General features: G+C 48.9%; 8 protein-coding genes and 3 pseudogenes. 7 read left to right on the forward strand and 4 right to left on the reverse strand.

Annotated elements, in window-relative coordinates; all coding sequences use genetic code 11:
- The first annotated feature begins 1 nt into the window (after position 1).
- The 5 genes and pseudogenes from AC2T15_RS03925 to AC2T15_RS03945 all read left to right on the forward strand — a co-directional run bounded on the left by AC2T15_RS03925 (position 2) and on the right by AC2T15_RS03945 (position 6,692).
- A complete protein-coding gene (locus AC2T15_RS03925; RefSeq protein WP_486778796.1) occupies positions 2-1,123 on the forward strand; it encodes a glycosyltransferase family 4 protein in 1,122 nt (373 codons plus the stop codon).
- Positions 1,123-1,716: pseudogene (locus AC2T15_RS03930) on the forward strand (sugar transferase); the annotation flags it as partial. The gene AC2T15_RS03925 and the pseudogene AC2T15_RS03930, both read left to right, overlap by 1 nt.
- An 18-nt stretch (positions 1,717-1,734) precedes the next feature.
- Positions 1,735-2,337: pseudogene (locus AC2T15_RS03935) on the forward strand (acetyltransferase); the annotation flags it as partial.
- 1,089 nt (positions 2,338-3,426) lie between these two features.
- The gene (locus AC2T15_RS03940) at positions 3,427-4,602 is read left to right on the forward strand and encodes a DegT/DnrJ/EryC1/StrS family aminotransferase (RefSeq protein WP_486778797.1); all 1,176 of its coding nucleotides are present in this window, start codon (positions 3,427-3,429) and stop codon (positions 4,600-4,602) included.
- 95 nt (positions 4,603-4,697) lie between these two features.
- Entirely contained in the window at positions 4,698-6,692 is a 1,995-nt protein-coding gene (locus AC2T15_RS03945; protein WP_486778798.1) for a polysaccharide biosynthesis protein, read from the forward strand.
- 438 nt (positions 6,693-7,130) lie between these two features.
- Here the strand turns inward: AC2T15_RS03945 and AC2T15_RS03950 are convergent, their stop codons facing one another.
- Together AC2T15_RS03950 and tnpA are read right to left on the reverse strand one after the other, a co-directional pair.
- Positions 7,131-7,397: a GIY-YIG nuclease family protein gene (locus tag AC2T15_RS03950; RefSeq protein WP_486779012.1), complete on the reverse strand. Its 267-nt coding sequence runs from the start codon at positions 7,395-7,397 to the stop codon at positions 7,131-7,133.
- Positions 7,398-7,421: 24 nt separating this feature from the next.
- Positions 7,422-7,838: pseudogene (tnpA, locus tag AC2T15_RS03955) on the reverse strand (IS200/IS605 family transposase).
- A 21-nt stretch (positions 7,839-7,859) separates the two neighbouring features.
- On the opposite strand from tnpA, the gene AC2T15_RS03960 reads away from it, so the two are divergent.
- Positions 7,860-8,924, forward strand: a complete 1,065-nt coding sequence (locus AC2T15_RS03960; protein WP_053099499.1) for an RNA-guided endonuclease InsQ/TnpB family protein — start codon at positions 7,860-7,862, stop codon at positions 8,922-8,924.
- A 56-nt stretch (positions 8,925-8,980) separates the two neighbouring features.
- Here the strand turns inward: AC2T15_RS03960 and AC2T15_RS03965 are convergent, their stop codons facing one another.
- Entirely contained in the window at positions 8,981-9,538 is a 558-nt protein-coding gene (locus tag AC2T15_RS03965; RefSeq protein WP_053109557.1) for a nitroreductase family protein, read from the reverse strand.
- Positions 9,539-10,728: 1,190 nt separating this feature from the next.
- Positions 10,729-11,937: a nicotinate phosphoribosyltransferase gene (gene pncB, locus AC2T15_RS03970; protein WP_486778799.1), complete on the reverse strand. Its 1,209-nt coding sequence runs from the start codon at positions 11,935-11,937 to the stop codon at positions 10,729-10,731.
- Between the two features lie 202 nt (positions 11,938-12,139).
- Between pncB and AC2T15_RS03975 the strand changes: the two genes are divergently transcribed.
- Positions 12,140-12,973 carry an undecaprenyl-diphosphate phosphatase gene (locus AC2T15_RS03975; protein WP_486778800.1) on the forward strand — a complete coding sequence of 278 codons (834 nt, stop codon included), beginning with the start codon at positions 12,140-12,142 and terminating at the stop codon, positions 12,971-12,973.
- Positions 12,974-13,015 lie beyond the last annotated feature (42 nt).

Raw genomic sequence — 13,015 nt, forward strand, 5'->3', positions numbered from 1 at the left:
GATGAAATTTCTTCTTTTGGCAGGCTTTGCTGATTCATTAATTACTTTTCGTAAGCCGCTTATTCAAACTTTACTTGATCAAGGCTTAAGCGTTCATGTCGCTGCTCCTGAGCTATTAGAAAATACTCAAGTGATGGCAGAGCTTAAACAGCTAGGGGTAACTGCGCATAATATTCCTATGCAACGAGCAGGAATGAATCCTTTAGCCGATTTAAAAGCCCTGCTAGCCCTGTGGCAACTCATGCGGAAAGTCAAACCTGACTATGTATTGGGCTATACAGTTAAACCAGTCATTTACGGTAGCCTTGCTGCTTGGTTAGCAGGGGTGCCTAAACGCTTTGCACTTATCACAGGGTTAGGCTTTGCCTTTATTGATCAAGAAGGGCAGCGCAGTAAAGTAAGGGCGATAGTACAGCGCCTGTATCGCATGGCCCTTAGCCGTTGCCATAATGTGTTTTTTCAAAACCCTGATGATCAAGCGTTATTTAAACAGTTAAATATTCTTGCACCTAATGCCAAAAGCACCGTAGTTAACGGATCAGGCGTTGATGTTGCACAATTTAATGTGGTGCCACTGCCTAATACATCGGCACCACGGTTTTTACTAATTGGCCGTTTATTGGGTGATAAAGGCGTTAGAGAATACGTACAAGCAGCCAAACTGATTAAACAGCAATATCCTGAAGCCCAGTTTGATTTGGTCGGTTGGATTGATGCCAACCCTAACACCATTACTCAGCCAGAGCTGGATCAATGGATACAAGCTGGCACCATTAACTTCTTAGGACGGTTAAGCGATGTGCGCCCAGCCATTGAGAATTGCTCGGTTTATGTGTTGCCCTCATACCGTGAAGGCACGCCGCGCACAGTACTTGAGGCTATGGCCATGGGTAGAGCCGTAATAACCACCGATGCACCGGGTTGTCGCGAAACCGTAACCGAGGGTAATAACGGATTTTTAGTGCCAATTAAAGATTGCCATGCGTTAGCTGAAGCGATGCTTAAATTTATTGAAACCCCCGAACTAATCAGCCAAATGGGGCTACGATCGCGTCTATTAGCCGAGCAAAAATACGATGTCCATATTGTTAACCAGCAAATGCTAAAAGGAATGGGATTCTAGTGCTTAAACGTCTCTTTGATATTTTCGCTTCTGCCCTTGGTTTAATTATTCTTAGCCCAGTCATCGCTATTGTGGCGTGGCAGATTAAGAAAAAACTCGGCTCGCCTGTCTTGTTTCGTCAGGTACGCCCAGGCTTAAATGGCAAACCCTTTGAAATGGTTAAATTTCGTACTATGCGTGATGCAGTCGACTCTAATGGTAATCCATTACCTGATTCAGAGCGCATGACGCCTTTTGGCAGTTTTTTACGCTCCAGCAGCCTAGATGAACTGCCAGAGCTATGGAACGTACTTAAAGGCGATATGAGCTTAGTAGGGCCACGGCCATTACTGATGGAATACCTACCACTCTACAACGATGAACAAAAGCGCCGCCATGAAGCTAGACCCGGTGTTACCGGCTGGGCGCAAATCAATGGCCGCAACGCTATTAGCTGGGAAGAAAAGTTTAAACTAGATACCTGGTACGTAGATAATCAAAATCTGTGGCTAGATATTAAAATCATCTTCCTCACTATTAAAAAAGTCTTTATCCGCGATGGGATCAGTGCCGAAGGTGAGGCGACCATGAGCAAGTTTACCGGCACGCCCAAACCAACCTTAGCCATTTTAGGGGCCAGCGGGCACGGCAAAGTGGTAGCAGAAACCGCAGAACTCTTGGGTTACCAGTGTGTTTTTTTTGATGATGCCTATCCAAGCGTGCAAAATAATGAAGGCTGGCCAGTGATTGGCACCACCGAGAACTTATTAGAACAAGCGACAAGTTTTGCAGCAGTCACCGTTGCAATAGGCAATAACCCAATACGTCTTGCAAAAATACAGCAGTTACAAGATGCAGGGGCTAAGTTAGTAACCTTAGTTCACCCTCAGGCTATCGTTAGTAGTTACGCCAACTTGCAACCTGCAAGCGTAGTATTTGCAGGTGCAGTGATTAATCCCTTTGCGCAAATAGGACGTGGCTGCATCATTAATACCGCTGCCAGCATTGATCATGATTGCGTAATTGCCGATGGCGTGCATATCAGCCCAGGTGCGCATCTAGCGGGGAATGTTTCTGTTGGTAAAGAAACGTGGGTGGGAATTGGAGCAGCAGTAAAGCAAGGCATCACTATTGCCGCCAATTGCACAGTAGGAGCAGGGGCAGTAGTGGTAAAAGATGTTGTTAGTGGTGCGACAGTAGTGGGTAATCCTGCTAAGCCTTTAGAGAAAAACTGATTGCTTCTATAGGGCGTGCAAGACCCTTAAAATCCTGCCACGAAACTATCCGCACATTGCGGCCCAAGATGCTGAAACAAGTTCAGCACGACGAGGATGTTTGGGCGGGTAGGGTTTGGGGAGTAAGTGATATTTTCTTGATCTTTTTGCCGTATGTCGCAGATCAAACCAATTAAAGTACTCGTCGTGCCGGATTCAGTCCGGCACCTCAGGACTCAATGCATAGCCGTGAACCCAAATAAATCCAGGCCCTGCCACGAACTTATCCGCACTCTGCGGCCTGAGGTGCTGAAACAAGTTCAGCACGACGAGGGTGTGTGAGTGGGTGGAGTAAGTGATATTTCTTTGATTGTTTTGCCGTATATCGCAGATCAAACCAATTAAAGCACTCGTCGTGCCGGATTTAGTCCGGCACCTCAGGAGCCAATGCACAGCCGTGAACCCAAATACATCCAAGCCCTGCCACGAACACATCCATACATTGCGGCCCAAGATGCTGAAACAAGTTCAGCATGACGGGGGTGTTTGAGCGAGTGGGGTTTGGTGTGTAGGGCGTGCATTTATGCACGTGCGGTTACACCAAAGCCAATCGTGTAATATGGGTAAAAATTATCGTCGTGCCGGACCTGATCCGGCATCTCGGCAACCAAGGCACAACCTACATGGATCCCGGGTCAAGCCCGGGAAGACGGGGTGGGGGGGTAGCGTGGGGTTTTGGTTCAGCGATCGTCATCTTTCCAATCCGTCATCCCCCAATCTGTCGTGCCGGATTTAGTCCGGCACCTCAGGAGCCAAGGCAGGGCCGTAAACCCAACACATCCAAACCTCAAACCCACCCCCATATTCGTCGTGCCGGACTTGATCCGGCATCTCAGGACCCAACGCACGCTATGCATCAAATCAGCATAAGTCTAATCTCACGTCCGGAGTGCAGGGCTAGGTAATGCGCTGCAGCGGGATTAAATCAAGCTATAGACTAAAGTGTTAAAGCTGTAATAGCCAAATAAAATAAAACGAGTAAACTCAGTCTCCATTCATGTAAGCTACGGCTTCGCTCATTTAATTGCCTGTCAAGCATAGGAAGTAACAGTGCTCAATACACCTTTTTCTCCTTGGCCATCCTTCACCGAAGAAGAAGCCAACGCCGTTCGTGATGTTCTACTCTCAAACAAAGTTAACTATTGGACAGGCCAAGAAGGCCGCCTATTTGAGCAAGAATTTGCCCAGTTTGCCGGTACCCAGCATGCCATTGCCCTAGCTAACGGCACCGTAGCTTTAGATGTCGCCTTATTAGCCATGGGGATTGGCGCTGGCGATGAAGTGATTGTTACCTCCCGCACCTTTTTAGCCTCGGCCTCCAGTATTGTTAACACCGGCGCAGTACCGGTATTTGCCGACGTAGACCTAGACAGCCAAAATATCACTCCCGAGAGCATTGCCAAGGTGCTCACCGATAAAACCAAAGCCATTATTTGCGTGCATCTAGCCGGTTGGCCCTGTGAGATGGGCGGCATTATGCAATTAGCTGAACAGCATAAACTTTGGGTGATAGAAGACTGCGCCCAAGCCCATGGAGCTTTATATAACGGCCAACCCGTCGGCTCGATTGGCCATGTAGGCGCTTGGTCATTCTGCCAAGACAAAATTATGACCACCGGTGGCGAAGGTGGCATGGTTACCACCAACGATACCGCGCTGTGGAAAAAAATGTGGTCAATCAAAGACCACGGCAAAAGCTGGGATGCCGTATACGAGCGTGAACACGCACCAGGTTTTAGATGGCTCCACGAAAGCTTTGGCACCAACTGGCGGATGACCGAATTATCCGCGGTGATTGGCCGTTTGCAACTTAAGCAAATGCCACAGTGGCAACAACAGCGTCAAGTAAATGCCCAGCAGATTTGGCACACCGCCAGCCAGCTGAAGGGGCTACGCGTGCCAGAAATTCCGGCGCATATTCGCCACGCCGCTTATAAGTGCTATGTCTTTGTCGAGCCTGAGCAATTAGCCGAAGGCTGGGATCGGGATCGTATTCTAAACGCAATAACTGAGCAGGGCGTACCTTGCTATAGCGGCTCGTGCTCAGAAGTTTACTTAGAAAAAGCCTTTGACAACACCGGCTGGCGTCCAGCTGAGCGTTTAGCCAATGCCAAACAGCTAGGTGAAACCAGTTTGATGTTCTTAGTGCATCCTACCTTAACAGCAGCAGAAATTGATAAAACCTGCCAAGTACTGCAGCAGGTCATGCAACAAGCCAGCGCTTAGTCGCTGCATTCAGCGTCTGCCACTGGGGAGTGACTGGCGCTGGCTTTCTCTAGTTACGTCACGTTAATCAAGGAAATGAAAAGGGGATTACCAGCATGCGGCACTGGCTACTGCATTTAACTAGAAAACAAAAGCGAATCTTACAAGTCCTCACCGATTTGGTGTTATTACTGCTGTCGGTTTGGCTGGCTTTTGTGGTTCGGGTCGGTGCTGGAAGTGCCAATGACTACTTAATGGAAAACCTGTGGTTATTGTGGGCTGCGCCTTTAATTAGCTTTCCTATTTTTACCCGCTTGGGCATGTATCGCGCCGTATTGCGTTATATGGGGCTCGATAGCATTAAAGCTATAACCAAAGCCATTACCTGGTCCGCCATCGTCTTGGCGCTAGTAATTTATCTAAAGGGCGGCAGTGCCGATCATATTCCACGCTCTTATGTATTTAATTACTGGATTATTAACCTGATTTTAATTGGCGGATTACGCATCTTAATTCGCGATTACTTCCGTGGTGAACTGTTAAAAAATACCGCACCTTTTCTATTTCTTCCGCGTAAAAGCAATAAGCAAGCGGTAGTGATTTATGGCGCTGGGGCCTCGGGTAACCAATTGCTGCATGCGCTGCGCTCAGGTAAAACCATGGAGCCAGTGGCCTTTTTAGATGATGACCCTAATATCAGTAACCGCGTAATTGCAGGGCTAAAGGTTTATAAGCCCAAGCATATTCAGCGCATGATCAAAGAAACCGGTGCCACCCAGCTGCTATTGGCCATGCCATCGGCCAGCCGGGCTCGGCGGCGGGAGATTTTAGCTAAACTTGAACCCTATCCTTTGCATGTGCGCACCATTCCCGGGTTTATGGATTTGGTCAGCGGCAAAGTCAAGGTGCAAGACTTACAAGAAGTTGATATTGCCGACTTGCTAGGGCGGGATGCGGTCGAACCCGATGCCGAGTTATTTGCTCGCTGTATTAAACAGCAGGTGGTGATGGTCACCGGAGCGGGGGGCTCGATTGGCTCTGAGCTATGCCGCCAAATTATCAATAGCCAACCTAAAGCACTGATTTTATATGAGCATGCCGAGTACAACCTGTACAGCATTCACCGCGAGCTAGAAAAGTATCTGCACAGCCATCAGCTAGAGATCGAGTTATTACCGATTCTAGGCTCAATCCGTGAGCCTGAGCGAATGCTAGAGGTAATGCAGTACTGGCAGGTGAATACGGTGTACCACGCGGCGGCTTACAAGCATGTGCCGATTGTCGAGTACAACAGTGCCGAAGGCGTAGATAACAACGTGTTTGGCACCCTAAACACCGCCGAGGCAGCGATTTTAGCCGGGGTGGAGAACTTTGTTTTAATCTCCACCGATAAAGCTGTGCGCCCAACCAACATTATGGGCGGCACCAAGCGCTTTGCTGAATTGGTGTTGCAAGCACTCAGCCATGAACCACAGGTCGCATTAAAAAGCTTTGCGCAGCATCCTGCAGCTAGCCCGCGGGTAACCAACAACACCCGCTTTACCATGGTGCGCTTTGGTAATGTGCTGGGCTCGTCGGGCTCGGTGATTCCATTATTTCGCCAACAAATTGCCAACGGTGGCCCAGTAACGGTAACCCATCCCAATATCACCCGTTATTTCATGACCATTCCTGAGGCCGCGCAGTTAGTAATTCAGGCGGGTTCTATGGGGCAAGGCGGCGATGTCTTTGTCTTGGATATGGGCGAGCCGGTGCGAATTGCAGAACTTGCCGAAAAAATGATCAACCTTACCGGTTTAACCGTAAAATCAAAAGCCACCCCCAGTGGCGAAATTGAAATACAGTACACCGGCCTGCGCCCAGGAGAAAAACTCTACGAAGAGTTATTGATTGGCGATAACGTGGTAGAAACTAGCCACCCGATGATTATGTCAGCCAATGAAAGCTATCTGCCCTGGGATCAGTTGCGCGCAGTACTTAATCAACTCGCCGCTGCTAGCCAAACCGGTGACTGTCAACAAATTCGCCAAATACTCTGCGACCACGTCGACGGCTTCAACCCCCAAAGCGAAATCGTCGACCTGATCTACCGCCAAATACAGGTAGGCTAATCTTTATTCCTACATAGATCCCGGGCCAAGCCCGGGACGGCGGAGGGGAGAGGTCGTGTTACTCCAATCTGTCGTGCCGTATATCGCGTACAAGCCAACTAAAAATCCCGTCGTGCCGGATTTAGTCCGGCACCTCAGGAGCCAACGCACGTTATAGCTCAAATCCGCATGGATCCCGGGTCAAGCCCGGGAAGACGGGGAGTGTGGTGTTTATGGCTCAGTAATCGTCATTCTTCCAATCCGCCATACTCTCAATCCGTCGTGCCGGATTCAGTCCGGCATCTCAAGACCCAATGCACAGCCGTGAACCCAAACACATCAAGACTCAAACCCACCCCCAATCTGTCGTGCCGGATTCAGTCCGGCATCTCAGGACCCAATGCACGGCTGCGAACCCAACGCACAGCAAACCCAATTCCCAGTTGCTAAATAAGCCAGTTAATTGAATAAGCTTAAATAAAGGTCCTGCCACTCAGGATTATGTTGATTGATTAAATTAATCTTCCAAGCCCTACGCCAGCGCTTAAGCTGTTTTTCTCTACTAATTGCAGAGTACATATCAACGCAAAGCTCATAATAAACCAGCATGTGTAGATTATATTGCTGACTAAAACTGGGTACTGAGCTTTGCTTGTGTTGCCAAATACGCTGAGTTAAATGACCAAAATGCGTGACAAGCCCCGTACTTCTAGTGCAGGGAAGGATAGCGCTGGGAGGCGTTAGCCTCCCTTAATGCGGTCGGGCTTGTTGCTCAATGTATTGTCTAATCACTGAAATAGGAGCACCACCCACACTTCCCGCGTAGTAGCTGGGACTCCAGAGCGCGTTTTTCATGTATGCAGGTTTAACCAGCTCAGGGTGTAACAGTTTGAGCCTCCGGCTCGACACCCCTTTCAAACTATTCACCAGTTTCGATACCGATACTTTCGGTGGAAAGTTCACCAGCAGGTGAACGTGGTCGGCTTCGTCATTGAATTCCACTAACTCCGTTTCAAAGTCCGTACACACGCTGCGAAAGATACTTTCCAGCGACCTAAGATGATTATCGGCAAACACAGCGCCACGGTACTTCGTAATAAAGACCAAGTGAGCATGAAGATCAAAAACGCAGTGTCAGCCTGTTCTATATGTATTGTTTTTTCTCATAGACCAAATATAATCGAAAGCATGAAGCAGACCAAGACTTTAAAAGTTCGAGTTAAAGATAAGCACCGACCACTGCTAAATAACATGGCGCGGTCGGTGAACTTTGTCTGGAACTATGTGAACGAACTTAGTCACCGCTCAATCAAAGAGCGTGGCGTGTTTTTGTCTGCCTACACTATCCAGAAGTACACGCAGGGTGTGCACAAAGAGCTGGGATTGCATAGTCACACGGTGCAGAAGGTAGGTGCTGAGTACGCTACGCGCCGCAGACAGTTCAAGAAATCACGCCTTAGTTGGCGCAAGTCTGGCGGTGTACGCCGCTCACTGGGCTGGATACCGATCAATACAGGCATGGCCAAATGGAAGAATGGTCAGGTTTATCACAACGGCCACTACTTCAACGTATGGGACAGCTACGGTCTGTCACAGTATACGTTCAAGTCTGCCTCGTTCAACGAGGATGCCCGTGGCCGCTGGTACTTCAATGTGGTGGTTGAAGTTGATGTAGTGATGCCCAAGGGACAAGACTGTATCGGTATTGATCTTGGCTTAACCGACACAGCCACCTGCTCGGACGGCACAAAGCTGGAGGCGGGTCGCTTCTATCGCGGTCTTGAGGAAAAATTAGCCATAGCACAACGGGCTAGAAATAAAACTCAAGTCAAAACCATTCACGCCAAGATTGCTAACCGTAGAAAAGATACGCTGCACAAGTTCAGTCGCACGTTGGTCAACCGCTGCGGTGAAATCTATGTCGGCAATGTCAGTAGTTTAAAACTCGTTAAAACCAAGATGGCCAAGTCAGTGTTGGACGCTGGCTGGGGTCAATTAAAAACAATGCTGAAGTATAAAAGCGATCACGCTGGCATTGTTTTTAAGGAAGTGAACGAGGCATACACCACCCAAACCTGTAGCTGTTGTGGCGCACTGCCCGATAGCAGGCCGAGAGGTATCGCAGGGCTTGGAATAAGAGAATGGATGTGCAGTGCGTGTGGTGTCACGCACAGCGACCGCGATGTAAACGCGGCCAAGAACATTCTCGCGGTCGGGCATGGCCGTCTAGCTGTAGGAATCCCCGCCCTTTAGGTCGGGGAGGATGTCAAGAATCGCTCCAAGTATAGAAGAAGGAAACCATTAGTTGATTATTCCACACACCTTACAAAATCTGCAGAATCTAATGTAGGTGCTGTTTTAAGGTTACCTAAAGGCTCGCCAAAGTATAAAAAGCCTAAAATCTGCTCATCATCTTTGAGCTTTAAATAGCGATGCACAGATGGATGGTAAGCCATATCGCCGGTACGCCACACGGCGCCGATTTGTTGTGCGTGGGCGGCATAGAGCATAGCGTGAGCAGCACAACCTGCAGCCAGTTGTTGCTCTAGCAATGGCACTTTAGGGTGAGCCGTAGGAGAAACCACCACTGCCACCACCCAGGGTGCGCGTAACAACGACTTGGCCGCTTTTTCATACTGCTCAATCGATAGCTCAGGATTATCTGCTTGTAGCCCATCAGCAAAGGCGGTACCTAGATGCTGTCTGGCATCCCCTTCAATACTAAAAAAACGCCAAGGGCGTAACTGGGCATGATCTGGAGCACGCAAAGCGGCTTGAAAAATAATTTCACGTTGTGCCGCACTGGGTGCATTACCGCCTAGGCGCGGAACAGATACGCGATGCAACAAAAGATCAATGACCGTCATGGATACCCTCGTAACTATACTTAAGCTATTAAGGCTGCACTATTAGTTGTTTAATAGCTCTGCCTAATCAGAAACCGCTCCATCATAGCAGCCCCTAGCAAGCGAATGAAAAACATTAATCCATCAACCCCAAATCCGTCGTGCCGGATTCAGTCCGGCATCTCAAGACCCAATGCAGGGCCGTGAACCCAAACACATCAAGACTCAAACCCACCCCCAATCTGTCGTGCCGGATTTAGTCCGGCATCTCAAGACCCAATGCACAGCCGTGAACCCAAACACATCAATACTTAAACCCAACTCCCCAATCCGTCGTGCCGGATTTAGTCCGGCACCTCAGGAGCCAACGCACGCCCGTGAACCCAAACACAGCAAACCCCAAACCCAACTCCCCAATCCGTCGTGCCGGATTTAGTCCGGCATCTCAGGACCCAATGCACGGCCGCGAACCCAAACACAGCAAACCCCAAACCCAACCCCCCAATCCGTCGTGCCGGATTTAGTCCGGCATCTCAAGACCCAACGCATGGCCGCGAACCCAAACACAGCAAACCCCAAACCCAACTCCCCAATCCGTCGTGCCGGATTTAGTCCGGCATCTCAGGACCCAATGCACGGCCGCGAACCCAAGCAACCCAAAGCCCTGCCACGAACCTATCCGTACTCTGCGGCCTGAGATGCTGAAACAAGTTCAGCACGACGAGGATGTTTGAGCGGGTGGGGTTTGGGGAGCAAGTGATATTTCCTTGATTGTTTTGCCGTATATCGCGAATCAAACCAATTAAAGCACTCGTCGTGCCGGATTTAGTCCGGCATCTCAGGAGCCAACGCACGGCCGTGAACCCAAACACATCAATACTTAAACCCACCCCCAATCCGTCGTGCCGGATTTAGTCCGGCATCTCAGGACCCAATGCAGGGCTGTGAAACCAAGCACATCAATACTCAAACCCACCCCCAATCCGTCGTGCCGGACCTGATCCGGCACCTTGGCAACCAACGCACGCTATAGCTCAACCCCACATAGGTCCCGAGTCAAGCCCGGGAAGACGGGGTTGGGAGCACGTCGCATTACCCCCCAAAATCGTCGTGCCGGACCTGATCCGGCACCTTGGCAACTAACGCACGCTATAGCTCAACCCCACATAGATCCCGGGTCAAGCCCGGGAAGACGGGGGGTGAAAGCTCAGCTAATCCTGATCCACATTAAACACCTGCTTTAAATAAGCTAAAAAAGTGTAATCCGTACACAACGTTTTACCTGGGCTGTCGGAGAGTTTGGCCACTGATTGACCATTACAAGTAACCAGTTTAATCACGATCTGGAGCGGCTCTAGGCCCATATCATTGGTTAGATTAGTCCCAATCCCAAAGCTGGTTTGAATACGGTCACGAAAATGCAAATACAGCGCATAGGCTTTTTCTAGCGTTAAGCCATCACTAAAAGTCAGCATTTTAGTAGCGGGATCAATCCGTAAACTCTGGTAGTGTTCAATGGCTTTCTCACCCCATACATAAGGATCACCACTGTCATGGCGCAGACCATCAAAGAGCTTGGCAAAATACAGATCAAAATCAGCCAAAAAAGCATCCATGGTGATCACATCAGTCAGCGCAATCCCTAAATCACCTCGGTATTCTTGCACCCAAGCCTCAAGTGCGGTTTTTTGAAAATCCCGCAACCGCACATTCAACCCCTGAAACGCCTGTAAAAACTCATGGGCCATAGTGCCAATTGGGGTGATGCCTAGCTCTTTGGCCAGCAACACATTACTGGTGCCGCGGATAATACTAGGGGCAGCTTGATGCAAGGTAGTCACCACATGCCGTTGCCAGTCTTTAGAAAAACGACGGCGAGTGCCAAAGTCCGCGACTAAAAATTGGCTTTGCCGTGGATTAGCCGATAAGGCAAGTTGTTGCAGATACTGCGCTTTAGTTTGCAAGCGACGTTCACCTTCAGCCCGCACCTGAGGATTATCTAAACGCTGGAAAAACAACTGATTGACCAAGGCTAAAACAAAGACCTCAAAAAACATCGCCTGAATCAGAGGCCCTTGGATATGAATGTGCAAGCGTTGCTGCTCATCGCTCGATACTTGAATAAAGCGGCGCTTTAGCTGAAATAGCTCAAGGTAGTCGACAAAGTCACTTTTAATAAAACGCAGCGAGCGTAAATAGTTTAGTTCATCAGTGGTGAAGCGTAATTGGCAGAGTAAATCCAGCTGTTGTTCTAGCTCAGCCTTGAGTTCTGCTAAGGGGTATTGCACCGAATCATTATTATGGCAGCGAAACTCATAGCTACCGGTTGCCTGGGGAAACTGATGTAAGACTACTTGCAGCATGGTGAATTTATACAGATCAGTATCTAACAGCGAATGAATTAGGGCAGTCGTGGTCATAGCACACTCAATTTAATCGATACGTGAGGCCAAATTACAGCATGCAGCTAGGGATTTGCCTAGTGGACAAGGGTTGAAGCTGTTGGCCAATGAAAAAAAACAAGGAAAATATGCCTTACTTTGGTAAGCTGCGCGCTTTTATCTTGCGCTTTTGCCTTTAAAGATAAAGAGCCTATCTAATTACTCAGCTAAGGAGCCGTCTGTGGAGTGGTGGACAGCCGTTCAGGCATTAATTATTGGAATTGTTGAAGGATTAACCGAGTTTTTACCTGTTTCCAGTACCGGGCATCAAATTATTGTGGCCGACTTGCTGGGCTTTGGTGGACAGCGGGCTAAAGCCTTTAACATTATTATTCAGTTAGGCGCAATTTTGGCGGTGATGTGGGAATATCGCCGCAAGATTATTCAGGTGGTGGTCGGTTTACCCAGTGAGGCGCCTGCGCAAAAGTTTACCGCCAACTTATTAGTGGCCTTTATTCCAGCAGTGATTATGGGCTTATTATTCGCTGACCTCATTGAGCAGTGGCTGTTTAACCCAATTACCGTAGCCAGTGCGTTAGTGGTGGGTGGCTTGGTCATGCTGTGGGCCGAAAAGCGGCCGCATCAGGTGCGTGCCAAAGAAGTGGATGATATGACCTGGCAGCAAGCTTTAAAAGTTGGCTGCGCCCAATGCTTAGCCTTAGTACCCGGTACCTCGCGCTCAGCTTCGACCATTGTTGGTGGCCTGTTTTTTGGCTTGTCGCGTAAAGCAGCGACTGAGTTCTCATTTTTTCTGGCCATGCCGACCATGGTTGCCGCAACGGTGTATTCGGTGTTTAAACACCGCGAATTGTTTAGCAATGCCAGCGATATCGGTATTTTTGCCATTGGTTTTGTTACCTCCTTTATTTTTGCCATGATTGCGGTACGGGCATTGCTTAAGTTTATTGCTAACAACAGTTATGCAGTGTTTGCTTGGTATCGAATTGGCTTTGGTTTACTGATTTTACTAACTTGGCAAATCGGCGTGATTGATTGGTCAACCGCCTTAGATTAGTCCAATTTATCCAGCACTTAATGTTCGCTGGCTTAGGTTTGT

The sequence above is a fragment of the Thiopseudomonas sp. SA1F2-1K genome, from assembly GCF_057443035.1.

Excerpts from the sequence above, each read along its gene's own strand:
- AC2T15_RS03925 (WP_486778796.1), top strand. The coding sequence starts at position 2 with ATGAAATTTCTTCTTTTGGCAGGCTTTGCTGATTCATTAATTACTTTT.
- AC2T15_RS03945 (WP_486778798.1), top strand. The coding sequence starts at position 4,698 with ATGCGGCACTGGCTACTGCATTTAACTAGAAAACAAAAGCGAATCTTA.
- AC2T15_RS03960 (WP_053099499.1), top strand. The coding sequence starts at position 7,860 with ATGAAGCAGACCAAGACTTTAAAAGTTCGAGTTAAAGATAAGCACCGA.
- AC2T15_RS03965 (WP_053109557.1), bottom strand. The coding sequence starts at position 9,538 with ATGACGGTCATTGATCTTTTGTTGCATCGCGTATCTGTTCCGCGCCTA.
- pncB (WP_486778799.1), bottom strand. The coding sequence starts at position 11,937 with ATGACCACGACTGCCCTAATTCATTCGCTGTTAGATACTGATCTGTAT.